The 17,704-nt window shown below is 66.0% G+C and carries 20 protein-coding genes; 12 read left to right on the top strand and 8 right to left on the bottom strand.

Translation table 11 applies throughout. The features are described 5' to 3' along the window. Positions 1-222: 222 nt before the first annotated feature. Positions 223-2,928 carry an aconitate hydratase AcnA gene (acnA, locus tag KHP60_RS21970; RefSeq protein ID WP_213566427.1) on the bottom strand — a complete coding sequence of 902 codons (2,706 nt, stop codon included), beginning with the start codon at positions 2,926-2,928 and terminating at the stop codon, positions 223-225. A 219-nt stretch (positions 2,929-3,147) separates the two neighbouring features. Between acnA and ccmA the strand changes: the two genes are divergently transcribed. The 4 genes from ccmA to KHP60_RS21950 are packed head-to-tail and all read left to right on the top strand — an operon-like array spanning position 3,148 to position 5,867. Then, on the top strand, positions 3,148-3,780 hold the full coding sequence (gene ccmA, locus KHP60_RS21965; RefSeq protein WP_213566426.1) for a heme ABC exporter ATP-binding protein CcmA: 633 nt from the start codon (positions 3,148-3,150) through the stop codon (positions 3,778-3,780). Next, on the top strand, positions 3,777-4,445 hold the full coding sequence (ccmB, locus tag KHP60_RS21960; RefSeq protein ID WP_213566425.1) for a heme exporter protein CcmB: 669 nt from the start codon (positions 3,777-3,779) through the stop codon (positions 4,443-4,445). The genes ccmA and ccmB overlap by 4 nt, the downstream gene beginning before the upstream one ends. A gap of 3 nt (positions 4,446-4,448) precedes the next feature. Continuing rightward, on the top strand, positions 4,449-4,937 hold the full coding sequence (locus KHP60_RS21955) for a GNAT family N-acetyltransferase (protein WP_213566424.1): 489 nt from the start codon (positions 4,449-4,451) through the stop codon (positions 4,935-4,937). Positions 4,938-4,985: 48 nt separating this feature from the next. Further along, complete coding sequence (locus KHP60_RS21950) at positions 4,986-5,867, top strand: helix-turn-helix domain-containing GNAT family N-acetyltransferase (protein WP_213566423.1); 882 nt, start codon at positions 4,986-4,988, stop codon at positions 5,865-5,867. Between the two features lie 111 nt (positions 5,868-5,978). Here the strand turns inward: KHP60_RS21950 and KHP60_RS21945 are convergent, their stop codons facing one another. After that, the gene (locus KHP60_RS21945) at positions 5,979-6,656 is read right to left on the bottom strand and encodes a helix-turn-helix transcriptional regulator (RefSeq protein ID WP_213566422.1); all 678 of its coding nucleotides are present in this window, start codon (positions 6,654-6,656) and stop codon (positions 5,979-5,981) included. A 77-nt stretch (positions 6,657-6,733) separates the two neighbouring features. On the opposite strand from KHP60_RS21945, the gene KHP60_RS21940 reads away from it, so the two are divergent. Beyond that, positions 6,734-7,063: an NIPSNAP family protein gene (locus KHP60_RS21940; RefSeq protein ID WP_213566421.1), complete on the top strand. Its 330-nt coding sequence runs from the start codon at positions 6,734-6,736 to the stop codon at positions 7,061-7,063. Next, the gene (locus KHP60_RS21935; protein WP_213566420.1) at positions 7,060-7,425 is read left to right on the top strand and encodes an antibiotic biosynthesis monooxygenase; all 366 of its coding nucleotides are present in this window, start codon (positions 7,060-7,062) and stop codon (positions 7,423-7,425) included. The genes KHP60_RS21940 and KHP60_RS21935 overlap by 4 nt, the downstream gene beginning before the upstream one ends. Here the strand turns inward: KHP60_RS21935 and KHP60_RS21930 are convergent. Continuing rightward, positions 7,409-8,395 (bottom strand): M23 family metallopeptidase, encoded by a 987-nt coding sequence (locus KHP60_RS21930; RefSeq protein WP_213566419.1) that lies wholly within the window; start codon positions 8,393-8,395, stop codon positions 7,409-7,411. The genes KHP60_RS21935 and KHP60_RS21930 overlap by 17 nt on opposite strands. Before the next feature lie 402 nt (positions 8,396-8,797). Between KHP60_RS21930 and KHP60_RS21925 the strand changes: the two genes are divergently transcribed. Genes KHP60_RS21925 through KHP60_RS21915 form a run of 3 tightly spaced genes read left to right on the top strand, consistent with a single transcriptional unit; the run spans position 8,798 to position 10,268 of the window. Then, on the top strand, positions 8,798-9,538 hold the full coding sequence (locus tag KHP60_RS21925; RefSeq protein WP_213566418.1) for a heme ABC transporter permease: 741 nt from the start codon (positions 8,798-8,800) through the stop codon (positions 9,536-9,538). A 3-nt stretch (positions 9,539-9,541) separates the two neighbouring features. Continuing rightward, a complete protein-coding gene (ccmD, locus tag KHP60_RS21920; protein ID WP_213566417.1) occupies positions 9,542-9,697 on the top strand; it encodes a heme exporter protein CcmD in 156 nt (51 codons plus the stop codon). Beyond that, entirely contained in the window at positions 9,690-10,268 is a 579-nt protein-coding gene (locus tag KHP60_RS21915; RefSeq protein ID WP_213566416.1) for a DsbE family thiol:disulfide interchange protein, read from the top strand. Before ccmD ends, KHP60_RS21915 begins: the two co-directional genes overlap by 8 nt. Here KHP60_RS21915 and KHP60_RS21910 read toward each other — a convergent pair. Further along, a complete protein-coding gene (locus KHP60_RS21910) occupies positions 10,234-10,722 on the bottom strand; it encodes a YaiI/YqxD family protein (protein ID WP_213566415.1) in 489 nt (162 codons plus the stop codon). The two genes, KHP60_RS21915 and KHP60_RS21910, sit on opposite strands and share 35 nt — an antisense overlap. Positions 10,723-10,814: 92 nt before the next feature. Between KHP60_RS21910 and KHP60_RS21905 the strand changes: the two genes are divergently transcribed. Further along, a complete protein-coding gene (locus KHP60_RS21905; RefSeq protein ID WP_311925224.1) occupies positions 10,815-11,201 on the top strand; it encodes a RidA family protein in 387 nt (128 codons plus the stop codon). Positions 11,202-11,235: 34 nt separating this feature from the next. Continuing rightward, positions 11,236-12,579, top strand: a complete 1,344-nt coding sequence (locus tag KHP60_RS21900; RefSeq protein ID WP_213566414.1) for an adenylate/guanylate cyclase domain-containing protein — start codon at positions 11,236-11,238, stop codon at positions 12,577-12,579. 129 nt (positions 12,580-12,708) lie between these two features. Here KHP60_RS21900 and KHP60_RS21895 read toward each other — a convergent pair whose 3' ends face one another. Next, entirely contained in the window at positions 12,709-13,305 is a 597-nt protein-coding gene (locus KHP60_RS21895) for a septation protein A (protein ID WP_213566413.1), read from the bottom strand. Further along, positions 13,302-14,645 (bottom strand): signal recognition particle-docking protein FtsY, encoded by a 1,344-nt coding sequence (gene ftsY, locus KHP60_RS21890; RefSeq protein WP_213566412.1) that lies wholly within the window; start codon positions 14,643-14,645, stop codon positions 13,302-13,304. The genes KHP60_RS21895 and ftsY overlap by 4 nt, the downstream gene beginning before the upstream one ends. 66 nt (positions 14,646-14,711) lie before the next feature. Between ftsY and KHP60_RS21885 the strand changes: the two genes are divergently transcribed. Continuing rightward, positions 14,712-15,416, top strand: coding sequence for an RluA family pseudouridine synthase (locus tag KHP60_RS21885; RefSeq protein WP_213566411.1), 705 nt, complete (start codon positions 14,712-14,714; stop codon positions 15,414-15,416). A gap of 135 nt (positions 15,417-15,551) precedes the next feature. Here KHP60_RS21885 and mtaB read toward each other — a convergent pair whose 3' ends face one another. Together mtaB and dapF are read right to left on the bottom strand one after the other, a co-directional pair. Continuing rightward, entirely contained in the window at positions 15,552-16,805 is a 1,254-nt protein-coding gene (gene mtaB / locus KHP60_RS21880) for a tRNA (N(6)-L-threonylcarbamoyladenosine(37)-C(2))-methylthiotransferase MtaB (RefSeq protein WP_213566410.1), read from the bottom strand. Beyond that, complete coding sequence (dapF, locus tag KHP60_RS21875) at positions 16,805-17,689, bottom strand: diaminopimelate epimerase (RefSeq protein WP_213566409.1); 885 nt, start codon at positions 17,687-17,689, stop codon at positions 16,805-16,807. The genes mtaB and dapF overlap by 1 nt, the downstream gene beginning before the upstream one ends. Between the last annotated feature and the right edge of the window lie 15 nt (positions 17,690-17,704).

Below are 17,704 nucleotides of genomic sequence, written 5' to 3'. Positions count from 1 at the left end.
CGGCTCAAGGCAAAAGCCCCACGTAGCCTTGAAGCCTTGGAGGCAGAGCTCAAACCAGCCCTCGACACCATCAGCGCAAAGGATGCTCAAGGCTGGATCAGGCATGCCGGCTATGCTCTACACTGAGACCAAAAGCGCTTTAGGCCTCATGAGAAGACGCGCCAAAGAAAAGCCCGCCCCTTCGCAGGGGCGGGCTCGTTCGTTTCGGGAGGCTTGCCGTTCCTACGCCGCGAGCTGGCGCAGGACGTAGTGCAGGATGCCGCCGTTGCGGAAGTACTCGACCTCCTCGAGGGTATCGATGCGGCAATGCACCGGCACGTTGCGCACCGAGCCGTCGGCGGAGGTGACTTCCATCTCCATGCGCTGGCGGGGCTTCAGCTCGCCGGCGAGACCCTTGATGGTGATGGTCTCGTCGCCCTTCAGGCCGAGAGTCTCCCAGGACGTGCCCTGCTCGAACACGAAGGGAGCGACCCCCATGCCGACCAGGTTCGAGCGGTGGATGCGCTCGAAGCTCTCGGCGATCACGGCGCGCACGCCCAGAAGGTTCGTGCCCTTCGCGGCCCAGTCGCGGGACGAGCCGGTGCCGTATTCCTTGCCGGCGAGAACGATGAGCGGAACGCCCTCGTCCTTGTAGCGCATGGCGGCGTCGTAGATGAACATCCGCTCGCCCGACGGGTGATGGATCGTGTAGCCGCCCTCGACCACGAGGCCGGTCTCGTCCTTCACCATCTGGTTCTTGATGCGGATGTTGGCGAAGGTGCCGCGCATCATGACCTCGTGGTTGCCGCGCCGGGTGCCGTACTGGTTGAAGTCGGCCACCGCGACCTGGTGCTCCTGCAGGTACTTGCCGGCCGGGGAGGCCGCGCGGATGTTGCCCGCAGGCGAGATGTGGTCGGTGGTGATCGAATCCTGGAACAGGCCCAGGATGCGCGCGTTCAGGATGTCCGTGACGGGCTTAGGCTCCTTGGTCATGCCCTCGAAGTAGGGCGGGTTCTGCACATAGGTCGAACCCATGTCCCACTCGTAGGTGAGGCCCGGCTCGAAGGTGACCTTGCGCCAGTTCTCGTCACCGGTGAACACGTCGGCATAGCGCGTCTTGAACAGCTCGCTCGTGATCGTGCGTTCGATGAACTCCTGCACCTCCACGGACGAGGGCCAGATGTCCTTCAGGTACACCGGCTTTCCGTCCGAGCCCGTGCCCAGCGGATCGTTGACGAGATCCACCAGCATGGAGCCGGCAAGCGCATAGGCCACCACCAGCGGCGGCGAGGCGAGGTAGTTGGCGCGCACGTCCGGGTTCACGCGGCCCTCGAAGTTGCGGTTGCCGGAGAGCACCGACACGGCCACGAGGTCGTTGTCGTTGATCGCCTTCGAGATGTTTTCCGGCAGCGGGCCCGAGTTGCCGATGCAGGTGGTGCAGCCGAAGCCCACGAGGTTGAAGCCGAGGGCATCCAGGTCGCCCTGCAGGCCGGCTTTCTTGAAGTATTCTTCGACGATCTGCGATCCGGGCGCCAGAGAGGTCTTCACCCACGGCTTGGAGGTGAGGCCCTTCTTCACCGCGTTGCGGGCGAGGAGTCCTGCGCCGATCATCACGCTCGGGTTCGAGGTGTTGGTGCAGGAGGTGATCGCCGCGATCACCACGTCGCCGTGGCCGAGATCGTAATTGGCGTCGTCCACCTTCACGCGCTTGCCCATCTCCTGCGCCTTGCGGAACTCCTTCTCCATGGCGCCGAGGAATTCGGGCTTGGCGGTGTCGAGAGTCACGCGGTCCTGCGGACGCTTCGGGCCGGCGAGCGAGGGAACCACGTCGCCGAGGTCGAGCTCGAGAGTATCGGTGAAGACCGGGTCGGCCATGTCGGGGGTGAGCCACATGCCCTGCGCCTTGGCATAGGCCTCGACGAGAGCGACGCGATCGTCCGTGCGGCTCGTGGTGCGCAGATAATCGATGGTCTTGGCATCGACCGGGAAGAAGCCGCAGGTGGCGCCGTATTCGGGAGCCATGTTGCCGATGGTGGCGCGGTCCGCGACCGACATGTCGGTGAGCCCGGGGCCGTAGAATTCCACGAACTTGCCGACCACGCCCTTCCTGCGCAGCATCTGGGTGACGGTGAGCACCAGGTCGGTGGCGGTCACGCCCTCACGGAGCTTGCCCGTCAGCTTGAAGCCGATCACCTCGGGGATGAGCATGGAGACCGGCTGGCCGAGCATGGCGGCCTCCGCCTCGATGCCGCCCACGCCCCAGCCGAGAACGGCAAGGCCGTTGACCATGGTGGTGTGCGAATCGGTGCCGACCAGGGTGTCCGGATAGGCCACTTCCTCACCGGTCGCCGTGTCCTTGCGGGTCCAGACGGTCTGGGAGAGGAACTCAAGGTTCACCTGGTGGCAGATGCCGGTGCCCGGGGGCACGACGGAGAAGTTCTCGAAGGCGGTCTGGCCCCACTTGAGGAAGCGGTAGCGCTCGCCGTTGCGCTGGTATTCCAGCTCCACGTTGCGGTCGAAGGCCTTCGGGGTGCCGAACTCGTCGACGATCACCGAATGGTCGATGACGAGATCGACGGGCACGAGCGGGTTGATCTTGCGCGGGTCGCCGCCGAGGTTCTTCATGGCGTCGCGCATGGCGGCCAGATCCACCACGGCCGGAACGCCGGTGAAGTCCTGCATCAGGACCCGGGCGGGGCGATAGGCGATTTCCTTCTCGTCCTTACCCTTGTTGTTGAGCCAGGCGGCGACGGCCTCGATGTCGGTCTTGGTGACCGTGCGGCCGTCCTCGTAGCGCAGCAGGTTCTCGAGCAGCACCTTCATGGAGAAGGGCAGCTTCGAGGCGCCGGTCAGGCCGTTCTTCTCGGCCTCGACAAGGGAGTAATAGATGTAGGACTTGTCACCGACCTTGAGGGTCTGGCGGGCATTGAAGCTGTTGTTGAGCGTCACGGCGAATCCTCGCGTGCATTTGGGTTACGAACATGTGTTCGGCCGAAAGCGCGATAAGCGCGCGCCGCTCCGGGGGTGCCCGGACAGGGGAGTAAGCGCGCGAGGCGGATTGGACGCCTTGGCGCGCGGCGCAGCCGAGGGTGCTATAGATCATTTCGAACCATCCCGCTACACGGTTTAGAACCATTCTGGGGTGCAATCAGGGCAGGGGTGCGGGGTTTGCGTCTGAGCGTTAACAATTTGGCCTGCGACAGGGGGGAGCGCCGCATCTTCGAGGGCGTTTCGTTCACCTTGCAGCCCAGCGAGGCCCTGGTGATCACCGGCCGCAACGGCGCCGGCAAGTCCTCCCTCCTCGATATCCTGGCCGGGCGCCTGCACCCCGCCGCCGGGGCGATTCTCTTCAGCGAGGCCGGCGAGCGAACCCTCGCCGAATGCCTGCATTATGTGGGTCATCGCGATGCCCTGAAGGCGGCGCTCACGGCCGAGGAGAACCTTGCCTTCGCCCGCGATTTCCTCGGCAATCCGGCCCTGAAGCCCGGCGAAGCCTTGGACGCGGTCGGACTGGCCCATGCCGCCCGCCTGCCGGTCGCCTATCTTTCGGCCGGGCAGCGCCGCCGGGTCGCGCTCGCCCGCCTGCTGGTGGCCAAACGGCCGCTCTGGCTTCTGGATGAGCCGACCTCGGCTCTCGACACCGCCTCCCAGGAAACCCTGCGCCTCCTGCTCGAGAGCCATCGGGAAAACGGCGGCATGATCGCGGCCACGACCCATTCGCCCCTGTTCCTGACGGACGCCAAGGAGATACGGATCGAGCGCAGCCCATCTGCCGCGATCCTCCCGGGAGACGGCGCATGATCCGCTCCTTCCGCGCGCTCCTGATCCGCGACCTGAAGCTCGCCGCCCGCGTCGGCGGTTCGGGCGTCATGGGGCTCATCTTCTTCCTGATGATCGTGACGCTCATTCCCTTCGCCCTCGGGCCCGATCTCAACCTGCTCTCGCGCATCGGCCCGGCGATCCTCTGGATCGCCGCGCTGCTCGCCACGCTGATCGGCCTCGACCGGCTGTTCCAGGCCGATCAGGAGGATGGGTCGCTCGATCTCCTGAGGCTTTCGCCTGCGCCGCTGGAGATCGTCGTGCTGGCGAAAGTCGTGGCCTATTGGCTCGTCACCGGCCTGCCGCTCGCGGTCGCCGCGCCCTTCCTCGGCCTGCTCGTCGCCCTCTCGCCGGAAGGCATGCTCGCCATGGTGGCGACCCTTCTGGTCGGCACGCCCGCGCTCACCTTCGTCGGTGCGGTCGGCGCGGCGCTCACGTCCTCTTTGAGACGCGGCGGGCTGATCCTGGCGATCCTGGTCCTGCCCTTCATGATCCCGACCCTCATCTTCGGGGTTTCGGCCGCCAATGCGGCGCTGGGCGGGACAATTCCCTTCGCGACGCCGTTCCTGATCCTGATCGCCCTGTCGCTGATCGCCGCGGTGGTCGGCACGGTCGGGGCCGCCGCGGCGCTCAGGTCGGGGGAATAGCCGATGGCGGATCGCCTCGTCCTGCGCATGCGTCGCTCCCTGGCCGAAGCCATTCCGGATCCTGTCTGGCCGGCGGGAACCCGGCTGGCGCCCTTCGAGCCGGACCGGCATGCGGCGGGAATCCATGCGCTGCTGGTCGAGGCCTATGCGCGTGGCGGAGGCTATGTGGAGCCCTTCGCGATCTGGTGGCCGAGCCTGCAGGGGGATTCGGAATACGATCCGGCGCTCTGCTTTATCGCGGCGGATGCGCAGGGAGAGATCCTCGGGGTGGCGCAGTGCTGGACGAGCGGCTTCGTCAAGGATCTGGCTGTCGCTTTGTCGATGCGCCGGCAGGGACTGGGCTCCGCCCTGCTGTGCCACGCGCTCCGCGGTTTTGCGAAGAGAGGGGCCGCTTATGTCGACCTGAAGGTCCATGCGGACAACCCGACCGGCGCGGTGCGGCTCTATCGCTCGCTGGGGTTCGACGAAATCGACTCCTATCCGGCCGGCTAGAAGGGGCGAAAGCTTGCCCCGCCACAATCCTCTGACTAAAGTCAGAGAATGAACGAGCGCCAGATCGAGCAGGTTCGCCGCTTCAACCGCATCGTCACGCAGCATGTGGGCGCGCTGGAGGACAGTTATCTTCGGCGCGGTCGTCCCCTGGGCGAGGCGCGGCTCCTGCACGAGATCGGCCCGGACGGCATCGATGTGCGGGGCCTGCGCGACAGGCTCAAGCTCGATTCGGGCTATGTCAGCCGCCTCCTGCGTTCGCTCGAAGCCCAGGGCCTCGTGAACACTCGCGTCCGGACGGGCGATGCCCGCGTCCGGCGCGTTATCCTGACACCGAAGGGGTATTCTGAACGTGCGACTTACGATTCGTTGTCGGACGCTCTCGCCGCCTCGTTCCTCGCACCCCTCGATCCGGTTCAGCGCAAGCGTCTGGTGAACGCCATGGCGGAGGTCGAGCGCCTGCTGCGCGCAGGCGCGGTGGAGCTGTGCCCTGAGAGGCCGGACAGCGCCGCGGTGCGCTCATGCCTGGAGCAGTACTTCAGGGAACTTGCCGAGCGTTTCGAGGTCGGCTTCGATCCGGCGAGAAGCAACCCGGCCAGCATCGAGGAGATGACGCCTCCAGCCGGCGTGTTCATCATCGCCCGGCTCGATGGCCATCCCGTGGGGTGCGGTGCGCTCAAAGTAGGGGACGGCATCACGGGCGAGATTAAGCGGATGTGGACGTCGCCTTCCGCGCGCGGCCTCGGAATCGCGCGAAAAGTGCTGCGCTTGCTTGAACAAAAGGCCCGCGACGCCGGTCTTGCGAGGCTGCACCTGGAGACCAATCGCACCCTGACGGAGGCTCAGGCGCTCTATCGCCAGGAAGGGTATCGGGAAGTCGCGCCCTTCAACAGCGAGCCTTACGCGCATCACTGGTTCGAGAAACGGCTGTGAGCACCCCCGGCGCATCGTGCGGGACAGTGGATCCGCTCCAAACAATGCGCCCCGCGACGAGAGGTGCATCGACGGGTCCCGAAAAGTGCACGCCGCTTTTGGGTCGATGCTTTAGGCCAGGCTGAACGTCGCCTCGAATCCCTCCACGCCCTCGCAGGTGAAGGTGAGAACGCGGCCGGAATCACGCCGGACCCATTTTCGGTCGATCATTGCCGAAAGGATCGCGGCACCCAGGGCGCCGCCGAGATGGCGGTGCCGCTCGCTCCAGTCGAGACAGGCGCGGCAGACCGGGCGGCGGCCCTTTTCCAGCCTGGTCAGGTCGATTCCGAAATCGGCGAAGAAGGCGCGGCCCCTGGTCGTGAGGGCGAGATCCTGCTCGCCTTCGATGAGGCCCTGGCGCTGCGCTCGTTTCAGCATGGCGACGCCGCGCTCTCCGGCGAGATGATCGTAGCAGATGCGGGCGGATCGGAGCGCCGCATCCTTCGGACCGGTTCTGACGCGGGTCGCTCCGGTGCGTTGGGCAAGACCCATCAGGGCTTCCAGAACCTGGGCCACGTCCGGTCCCGAGAGCCGGAAATAGCGATGCCGTCCCTGCTTCTCCGCGGTCAGCAGGTTGGCGGCGTCGAGCTTGGCCAGGTGGCCGCTCGCGGTTTGGAGCGTGACGCCTGCCGCTTCGGCGAGTTCGCTCACGGTCAGCGCCCGCCCATCCATGAGAGCGGTGAGGATGTTGGCCCGGGCCGGATCGCCTAAGAGCGCGGCCACGGATGCGATGACGGGACCTTCCTTCATACTTCGGTCATAGCCGAACCATCAGCGTCAATCAATCGGCTAAAACAGAACTGTCTCAGTCAACAGGATGCCTATCGATGATCACCTGCTTCATCCGCTACGAGATTGATCCCTTCAAGGTGGAGGCCTTCACCGAGTACGCGCGCAATTGGGGCCAAGCGATTCCCCGCTGCGGCGCGGATCTCATCGGCTATTATGCACCGCACGAGGGCTCCGCCACGGTGGCTTACGGCGTGTACAACATCCAGAACCTGTCCGAATACGAGACCTATCGCGAGCGCTTGAGGAACGACCCGCTCGGGCGCGCCAATTACGAATTCGCGAAACGGGAACAGTTCATCCGCCGGGAGGACCGGATCTTTCTGCGTCTTGCCTCGGCACCTCATGCGGAGTTGATCAAACCATGATCGCGGTGATCTTCGAAGTCTGGCCGGATGGGGAGGACGGGAAACGGGATTATCTCGGCCTTGCGGCGGCTCTGCGCTCCGACCTCATGACGATGGACGGCTTCATCTCCATCGAACGTTTTCAGAGCCTCAGCGAGCCCGGAAAACTCCTGTCGCTGTCGTTCTGGCGCGACGAGGAGGCCGTGCAGGCCTGGCGCAATCTGCCGTCGCATCGCGCGACTCAAGGGGCAGGCCGAGCCGGCGTTTTTCGCGATTACCGCCTGCGGGTCGCGGGCGTGATCCGGGATTACGGCCTGAACGAGCGCGAGCAGGCCCCCGCGGACAGCCTTGCGGCGCATGACGGCGTCACGGCCGGAGGCTGATCCCGAAAGCCTGCTCGATGGCAGGCTTTCCATCGCGCTCGACCCGATAGATGGCGCGGTAGAGGCCGGGGCGGAAACCGCCCCGAGGCTGCTTCACCCCGGAAAAAGCCATCCACTGCGCCTTGGCGCGGTCGAGGGGCGGCGCCTTGTTCTGGGCGAGCGGCTTGCCGTCGGGATCGAACAGGGTGAGCGTCTGCACGTCGCCGCCCTTCAGGCCGATGGCGCGGACATAGGCCACCAGCGCCGGTGACCTGGTGGTCGGAATCTCCTGCTCGGCCGCGCCGGATTCGATCGCCTCCATCGTCACGGGACCGGGGGCGAAGCCCTTGTTCAGGACGCTGCCGCCCTGATAGGCGAGCGCCCGCTGGAGCGAGGCTTCCCACAGCGACGTGCCGCCGCCGCAGGATTGTTCGGGCGCGCCATAGGCGAAGGGATCGACCGGCTTGCCGTCCTTGCGCAGGGTGAAATGCAGGTGTGGGAATTCGGTCATGCCCGAGAGACCGATCCGTCCGATCCTGTCGCCGGCTTTCACGGCGTCGCCCTGCTTCACCGCGACGCTGCCCTTGGCCATATGGCAGTATTGCGCTTCCCAGCCGTTGCCGTGATCGACAACGGCCCCGTTGCCGCATTCGGTGTTCGCCACGCTCTGACGGCCGCGCCCGGTGAGGGAGACGTCCTCCACCCCGTCGCGGGTGCGCAGCACCCGGCCGTCGGCCGCCGCGACCACGTCGACGCCCGCCTTCTGGGCCGCCGTGGTGGGCACGCGGATATCGGTGCCGTCATGGTCGTCATAGGTGAGCGTGCCGCACTGGTAGTCGCTCGCGGCCGGCGACGGATCGCGGTCCACGTAATGCTGGATGAAGCAGCTGCGGCCGATCTCGCAGGCGACCGGCAGGCGCAGGGTGATGTCCTGCGCCGCCGCAGGCAGAGCGAGGGTGAGGCCGACGAGGCTCGAAAGTCCAAGGCGCATGATCGCTCCGCAACAATGAGGCGGAACTATAGGCCGGTTTGCATGGAGGATGAAGGGCAAGACATTTCATGCCCAGGTGTCATTCCCGGCCGGAGCGTCAGCGGAGGGGAAGGGAATCCATAGCTCCGCGCTTGATCATGGATCCCCTTCCCGAGCCTTCGGCTGGCTGGGGATGACGATTGGAAAGGTGCGGCGCTCCACATCATCGGGATGGCCAGGCTTGTCCCGGCCATGACGGAGAGGGTGGGGAGGGACATCGTGGTGCGTTTCGTCCTACGCACATGTCCTGAATGCCCGAAGGTCCGCCAAGGGTCTAAAAGCTCTCATCCTGGCGAAAACGTTATGCGGCTTGCGGCGATGTCTCCGTTGCAGGCACACTTCAAGACCGCTACATCGAGCCCCATGATCCGAGAGCTTGCCAACCCGACCCGCTTCATGAGCCTCAGCGGCACGTTGCTGCCGTGGCTGGGAGGCCTGGCGGCGCTGCTCATGGCCGCCGGGCTCTACATGGTCTGGTTCACCGCGCCCGCCGATTACCAGCAGGGCGAGACGGTCAAGATCATGTACATCCACGTGCCGGCGGCCTGGCTGTCCCTGTTCTTCTACATGATCATGGCATCGTCGGCGCTCGGCACCCTCGTCTGGCGCCATCCGCTGGCGGACGTGTCGCAGAAGGCGGCCGCGCCCATCGGCGCCGCCTTCACCCTGATCTGCCTCGTCACCGGCTCGCTCTGGGGCAAGCCCATGTGGGGCACCTACTGGCAGTGGGATGCGCGCCTCACCTCCATGCTGGTGATGCTGCTGATCTATCTCGGCATCCTGGCGCTCTGGCGGGCCATCGAGGAGCCGAACCGCGCCGCCCGCGCGGTGTCGATCCTCACGCTCGTGGGCGCGGTGAACGTGCCGATCGTGAAATTCTCCGTCGACTGGTGGAACACTCTGCATCAGCCGGCCTCCGTGTTCCGGCTCGGCGGACCGACGATTCATTCCTCCATGCTCGTGCCGCTCCTGATCGTGGCCGTCGCGTTCACCCTGACGGGCGTCGCGCTGCATCTGTCGGGCATGCGCACGGAGATCCTGCGCCGCCGGGTGCGCACGCTCACCATTCTCGAGGCCGAGCGCCTCGATGCACAGGCGGCCTGACCCATGTCGCACACGTTCTTCATCGCGTTTTCCTACATTCTGACCGCCCTGGTGGTGATCGGATTGATCCTGCGCGCGGTCATCGACCACCGCATCCAGGTCCGCACGCTGGCGGAGCTCGAAGCGCGCGGCATCGGCCGGAGGTCCCGCCGTGGCTGAAGCCGCCGAGCGCCCGCGCTCCCGTCTGATCTTCATCCTGCCGGGCCTCGTGTTCGTCGCCCTGGTGGTGCTCTTCGGCGTGCAGCTGACCTCGGGGAGAAATCCGGCCGAGGTGCCCTCGGTCCTGATCAACAAGCCCGTCCCGGCTTTCAATCTCGCGCCGCTGGAGGGCCTCGTGGCCAACGGCCAGCCGGTGCCCGGCTTCTCGAACCAGGATCTCAAAGGCCGCGTCACGGTGGTGAATGTGTGGGCATCCTGGTGCGCGCCCTGCCGCCAGGAGCATCCGCTGCTGGTCGATCTCGCCCGGGATCCGTCCATCCGCGTGGTCGGCATCAACCAGAAGGACAACCCGGACAACGCCCGCCGCTTCCTCGGCGCGCTCGGCAACCCTTACGCGGCCGTGGGCGTCGACCCAAACGGCCGCGCCTCCATCGACTGGGGCGTCTACGGGGTGCCCGAAACCTTCATCGTCGGCCCCGACGGCACCATCCGGCACAAGCATATCGGCCCGCTGACGCCGGAGAATTTCTCGGCGTTCAAGGAGCGCCTGAACCAAATCCCGCGCGCTTGAGCCGGTTGATCGCCACGTCGAGCGCCGAGAGAAACGCCGAGCGGTCCCTGGCCGAAAACGCCCTGGGCCCTCCGGTCACCTCGCCCATAGCGCGCAGGTCCTCCATCAGGTTGCGGGTGGCGAGCGCCATGCCGACGGAGGCTTCCGTGAAGGGCTTTCCGGTGGGGCCGATCACCTCGGCGCCGGCCTTCACGCAGCGGCTCGCCAGCGGGATGTCGGCGGTGATGACGATGGACCCGCGTCCCGCCCGCTCGGCGATCCAGTTATCCGCCGCATCGAAGCCCGCGCTCACCACGACGCGCTCGATCAGCGGATCCTGCGGCACCTGCAGGAACGAGTTCGAGACCACGAAGACCTTGGCTCCATGGCGCCCGGCGACGCGATAGATCTCGGACTTCACCGGGCAGGCATCCGCATCCACATAGAGGGTGATGGCTTGTGGTGTCTCGGTCATGGGCCATTTATTCCTTCTTGGGGTCTTCTCTGCCGGTCATCGGAACGACGGCGGCATCCGGACGGATGTGTGGTCAGACTAGGGAGAACACGATGATGAACAAGCGCCACCTCAATGCGTCCGATGCCGCCGATCTTGCAACAGGCTACTCACAGGTCGTCGAAGTCAGCAATGCCACGCGCACGGCCTTTGTCAGTGGCCAGATCCCGATGGCACGGGACGGCATGGTGCCGGAAACCTTCCGGGAGCAATGCCTGCTCGTCTGGCACAACATCGACGCTCAACTGCGAGCCGCCGATATGTCTCTGGATAATCTCGTCAAGGTGACGATCTTCCTTTCGGATCGGAAATATAACGCTGAGAACAGAGCGATCAGACGGGAGATCCTGGGTGACAGGGCGCCAGCCCTGACCGTGATCATCACCGGAATCTTCGACGAAGCCTGGCTTTTGGAGATCGAAGCGATCGCGATGGCGTAACAGCTCGCAACGAGTCCTTGATAGAGGAGTGACCTTGACCCCGCGATCCCGCATCCGCGCCGCTCTCGGCCTGATCGATAACCTACGGACGACGCCGATCCTGAGCGATGCCACCCATCGCCTGATCCGCGAGGCCGATACGGGCGCCCTGCAGCGGGCGGGACTGGCCCGCATGGTCACGGCCGGGCTGCTGCTCCTGGCCGTCCTGGTCACCACGGCGAGCGTCGAGCTCAGCAATCCCATGGCGCTCAAGCAGATCTGGGCCGCGGAGCTGACCCTGGTCCTCTTCGGATCGCTGGGCTGGGTCGGCGCCTGGCTCGCCTCGAGGCGAATCGGCATCGAAAGGCTGCCGGTCATCACGGCCGTGCTCGATGCCATCCTCGTCCTGGGCAATCTCGCCTACACCCATTGGGGATTGGGGATACCCGGCAGCCTCTTTGCGGTGTTTCCGGTGGCCTGGGTCGTGCCGATCACCATGGCGGCGGCGGCCATCCACTACCAGCCGAAGCTCCAGGCCTTCGTGGCCGCCATCTATGTGATCGGGCTGTCGCTTCTCTCCTTTGGCGGCGGATATTTGAGTCCGGCGGAGCGCCAGCAGGATCTGTCCGAGATCATCGGCGTGTTTTCACCGCAGGCCAACATGGTCCGCATCGTCATGGTCTTTGCCGCCGGCCTGATCCTCATCCTGGTGGCGCGCCAGGGACGGCTGATGCTGGAGCGGGCGGTGCGGGAGACCACCCTGCGCGTCAACCTCACCCGCTACCTGCCGCGCGAGCTCGCGCCCATCCTTACGGACCAGGCCTTCGCAACCCTGCGCCAGGGCCGACGCATCCCGGTGACCGTGCTCTTCGTCGACATCCGCGCCTCGACGACCTTCGGCGAGACCATGGAGCCGGCGCAGCTTGCCGTCTTCATCACGTCGTTCCGCCGGCGGGTCCTGAGGGCGGCCTCCCGGCATGGCGGAGTCATCGACAAGTTCACCGGCGACGGGGCCCTCATCCTGTTCGGCGTGCCAGGGGCGCGGGACGGCGATGCCAGCCGGGCGCTCGCCTGCGGCCGGACCCTTTTGACCCTGATCGAACGCTGGAACGCCAAGCGCGGCTTCAACCCGCCGGTGCGCCTCGGCATCGGCATCCATACGGGTGACGTGTTCTGCGGCGTGGTGGGCGACGAGAGCCGGCTCGAATTCACCGTGGTCGGCGAGACCGTCAACATCGCCTCGCGCATCGAGCAGGCGACGAAAGGCACCGACTGCGATTTGCTGGCCTCGCAGGAAACCGTCGCGGCTGCCGGCGAGGAGGCGCTCTGGACCGAGGTCGAGTGCGAACCGCTCCCGGGCGTCACCCGGCAGATGGTGCTGATGAAGCCGGTCGGGTGAGGAGCATCGAACGCTCCCTGGTCATGGCCGGGCTCTTCCCGGCCATCCCGCTACTTTAAAGCGCAACACTCCATCGGATCGGGATCACCGGCACAAGGCCGGTGATGACGTAGTGTTGGAGAGAGCAGCTTAAACCTCTTCCGCCTTCTTGATCTCGTGCCGCAGCAGCAGGGGCGTCTGCGCCAGGGCGAAGGCGATGGTGAGCGGCATGATGCCGAAGACCTTGAAGCTGACCCAGAAATCGGTGGTCTGCGTGCGCCAGACGATCTCGTTCAGCACGGCGAGGGCGAAGAAGAACAGGGCCCAGCGGAAGGTGAGCTTGCGCCAGCCCTCCTCGTCGAGATCGAACACGCTGTCGAGCACGATCTGGAGCAGGGGCTTGCGGAAGTAGAGGCCGCCGAGCAGCACGATCCCGAACATCGTGTTCACGATGGTGGGCTTGAGCTTGATGAAGGTCTCGTCCTGCAGGAACAGGGTGAGCCCGCCGAACACCACCACGACGATGCCCGACACCACCGGCATGATCGGCAGCTTGCGGACGAGCCAGTAGCTGATCCCCAGGGCGATCACGGTCGCCACGATGAAAACCCCCGTGGCGGCGAAGATGCGCTGGCCTTCGGGGAAGCCGAACCGGTCGCCATAGGCATTGCCGAAGAAGAACAGGGCGAGAGGCCCGAGTTCGAGGGCGAGCTTGAGCAGGGGAGGGAGGCGCTTTACGTCGGTCATGAGGTTGCTTCTAGCCCAGCGATGGCTTTTGCGAAATCCCGTGCGGTGAAAGGCTCCAGGTCCTCGACCCCTTCGCCGACGCCAATGAAATGGACCGGCAGGCCGAATTTGGCAGCCAATGCCACCAGGATACCGCCGCGGGCGGTGCCGTCGAGCTTGGTCATCACGAGGCCCGTGACGCCCGCCGCCTTCTGGAAAAGCTCGACCTGGCTCATGGCATTCTGGCCCACCGTCGCGTCGAGAACGAGGAGGGTCGCATGCGGCGCCCCCGGGTCGAATTTCTTCACCACGCGCACGATCTTTTCGAGCTCGGCCATGAGACCGGCCTTGTTCTGCAGGCGGCCGGCCGTGTCGATGAGCAACACGTCGGTGCCGTTGGCCTTCGCCTCCTGCAGCGCGTCATAGGCGAGGCCCGCCGCATCCGCACCCTGTTCGCGCGCGAGGACGGGCGCGCCGACCCGCTCGCCCCAGACTTTCAGCTGCTCGATGGCGGCGGCCCGGAAGGTATCGCCGGCCGCCAGCATCACCTTGAGGCCCTGTTGCCGAAACTTTTGCGCGAGCTTGCCGATGGTCGTGGTCTTGCCCGCCCCGTTCACGCCGATCATGAGGATGACGAAGGGCTTCTTCGACCGGTCGATGGTCAGCGCCTGGGCGACGGGCTGGAGCGTCTTCTCCACCTCGCCTGCCAGAATGGCCTTCACCTCCTGCGGCGAGATTTCCTTGTTGTAGCGGCCCGACGCAATCGCCTCCGTGATCCGCATGGCCGTGGGCACGCCGAGATCGGCCTGGACCAGGGCGTCCTCCAGCTCCTCGAGGGTGGCATCGTCGAGTTTGCGCTTGGTGAAGAGGCCGGTCACGCTGTCCGACAGGGAGGAGGACGTGCGGCGCATGCCTTCCGTGAGACGCTGCCACCAGCCGCGAGCCGCAGCGGTCTTCGGCTCGGGAACGGGAAGCACCTCGGCGGGAGCAGGTTCAGGGGCCGGCAGGTCTGCGGCTGCGATGTCGGGCCGCAGCTCCGGTCCGAGCTCGGTGACGATGCGGGGCAGCGGTTCCTGCGGGTTGGTGCCCTCCGGGTCCAGTCCCTCGATGGGTTGCAGGTCGGCCCCGGCCAGTTCCGGGGCCGTCTTGTTCTCCTCTGCCGTGTCAGGGGAGGCCTCGGTCACGGTCGGCGGAGCGGCCGTCAGATCGTCCGCGGCATTCGCCGGCGGCGAGGGCATCGTCTCCGGGTGGCCGCCGGCCTGCGGCGTCTCAGGCGCCGGCCCAGGTACGGCGGGGGCTTCAGCCTTGCGCCCGAACAGACGGGAGAGGAATCCGGGCTTGTCGGGCTTGGTTTCGGCCATGGGTCCTGCTGTGCCTTTTCATTCTTGTGCTTGATTTAGCGCTGTCGCCTCGATAGCCGAGGCATCATGAATGCGGAAGAGATAGTAAGCCGATTGCTGTATCGCGATGCCCTGATGCTCGTGATCGACAAGCCCGCCGGTCTGCCGGTGCATCCGGGCCCCAAGGGCGGCGAGACCCTGTTTCATCACCTCGACGCCCTCCGCTTCGGTTTGCCGCGCCGTCCGGAGGCCGCGCACCGTCTCGACAAGGACACCTCCGGGTGCCTCGTGCTCGGCCGCCACCCCAAGGCCATCGCGCGGCTCAACGAGCTTTTCCGCAAGAACGAGGTCGACAAGGTCTATTGGGCCGTGGTCGAGGGCGGACCGGAAGCGGACGAGGGCGAGATCGACCTGGCCCTCGCGCCGAAATCGCCCGATCGCGGCTGGTGGATGAAGGTGGACCCGAAGGGCCAGCCCTCGCTGACGCAATGGCGGGTGCTCGGGCGAGGCGAGGGCCTGACCCTCCTCGAGCTTCGCCCTGTCACCGGCCGCACCCATCAGCTGCGGGTCCATTGCGCGGCCATGAACTTTCCGATCCTGGGCGATCCCATCTACGGCACTGCCCCGCGGTTTCATGGTCCGGGCCTGCACCTGCACGCGAGAGGCGTCACGGTGCCGCTCTATCCGAAGAAGCCGCCGATCACCGTGGAAGCTCTGGTGCCGGAGCATATGCAGGAGCGGGTGAAGCTGTGCGGCGTCATCCCGGACGGCAGAGCCGATCCTCCGGCATGATACCCCGCAGCACGTCATCACCGGCCTTGTGCCGGTGATCCCGATGATGGTGAGCACCGCGCTTTTCCAACCGAGATGGCCGGGACAAGCCCGGCCATGACGTGAAGGACGTCATTTCGGGACGACGCTTCTCCTTCAAGCCGCCAGCAGATCCTTGCCGTCGTGACCGGCGATGGTGGTCGGCACGATCTCGCCCGGCGTTACCGCTTTCGCAAAGCGCACCAGCGTAAACCCTTCCGTGCGGCCGAGCTGATTCGACTCGATCAGCACGTTGCGCCTCGCGCCGACTTCCTCGCCGAGATGCTTCAGCAAGGCGGCCTCGCCTTTCTCGCGAAGTCTGCGCGCGCGGTCCTTTACCACGTCGCGCGCCACCTGCGGCATGCGCGCGGCTGGGGTGCCGGGACGGGACGAGAACGGGAAGACGTGGAGATGGGTGAGGTTGCATTCCTCGACGATGTCGAGGGAGCGCGAGAACATCTCCTCGGTTTCGGTCGGGAAGCCCGCGATGATATCGGCCCCAAATACCATGTCGGGGCGAAGGTGCTTCACCTGTTCGCAAAAGGCAATCGCGTCCTTGCGCAGGTGGCGGCGCTTCATGCGCTTGAGCACCATGTCGTCACCGGCCTGCAATGAGAGATGCAGATGCGGCATCAGGCGGGCCTCGGTGGCGATGACGTCCAGCAGATCGTCGTCGGCCTCTACCGAGTCGATGGAGGAAATGCGCAGGCGCTCCAGCTCCGGCACATGGCGCAGAAGACCCTTCACAAGCGTGCCGAGCTTCGGCTCGCCCGGCAGGTCCTTGCCGTAGCTCGTGATGTCGACGCCGGTGAGCACCACCTCGCGGGAGCCGTGCTCCACCAGGGTCCGCACCTGCTCCACCACCGCGCCCATGGGCACGGAGCGGGAATTGCCGCGGCCGTAGGGGATGATGCAGAAGGTGCAGCGATGGTCGCAGCCGTTCTGCACCTGCACGAAAGCGCGGGTGCGCCCGCGCATGCCGTCGATGAGATGCACGGCGGTTTCCTTCACCGCCATGATGTCGTTGACCAAGACCTTTTCGCTTAGCGTAACGCCGAAATCGCGCATGCCGGCCCAGGTCTCGGCCTTCATCTTCTCGTGGTTGCCGACGACCTGAGAGACCTCCGGCATCGCCGCGAAGGTTTCGGGCTCCACTTGCGCCGCGCAGCCCGTCACGATGATGCGGGCGTCAGGCTTCTCGCGGGCGAGCTTGCGGATCGACTGGCGCGCTTGGCGCGTCGCCTCGCCGGTGACCGCGCAGGTGTTGACGATGACAACCTCGCCGAGGCCTGCTTCCTCCGCGTGGCGCTGCATGGCCTCCGACTCGTAGGTGTTGAGCCGGCAGCCGAAGGTGACGACCTCGATCGCCATCAGGCCACCTCCGTGAAGAGGGCAGGCGGGAAGGTGCCCTCGTGCTCCAGTTCGGTCGGACCGGTCATGAGCACGTGGCCGTCGCTCTCGCGCCATTCGATGAGAAGATCCCCGCCGGGAAGCGTCACCACGGCCTTGCGGCCGGTCAATCCCTTGCGCGCAGCCGCCACGACGGCCGCGCAGGCGGCGGAGCCGCAGGCGCGGGTTGCGCCGGCGCCCCGTTCCCAGACGCGCAGCATGATATGCTCGGGGCCGGTGACTTGGGCGAACGAGATGTTGGCGCGCTCCGGGAAGACCGGATCGTGTTCCAACTTCGGACCGATGGCGGCGAGGTCGTAGGCCTGAACCTCCTCGACCCAGAAGATCGCATGCGGGTTGCCGATGCTGACCGCCGAAGGTCCCTGAAGCTCGGGGGCCTCGGGCAGCGTCGTGTCGATCCCGATCGTGCGGGTGTCCGGATAAGGATCGCGCAGGGGGATCTCGTTCCACCCGAAGCGCGGCGGGCCCATGTCGACGGTGAAGACCGTATCGGAGACCTGCTCCACCGGAAGCAGCCCGGCCTTGGTCTCCAGCACAAGATCGCCTTGAACCGGCCGGCTCATGACCGGATCGGCCGTCATCGCCCACGCGACGCAGCGGGTGCCGTTGCCGCAGGCGCCGGCCTCCGAGCCGTCCGTGTTGTAGATGCGCATGTAGGCGTCGGTGCCCGGCGTCACCGGATCGTGCAGCACCATCAGCTGATCGAAGCGCGAGCGGGGATCGGCCGCGATGGCACGCGCTTCCGCCGCGCTCACGCGATGGTCGGAGCCGCGCAGGTCGAGCACGGTGATCTCGTTGCCGAGACCGTTCATTTTCAGGAAGCGGCTGTTCGAAAGGGCAGTCATGCGGGGTATATGGCT

Source organism: Microvirga sp. 3-52, from assembly GCF_018383585.1.
Classification (GTDB): Bacteria; Pseudomonadota; Alphaproteobacteria; order Rhizobiales; family Beijerinckiaceae; genus Microvirga.
The sequence above is the reverse complement of the archived record's forward strand: the minus strand, read 5'-3'. Positions and strand labels throughout refer to the sequence as shown.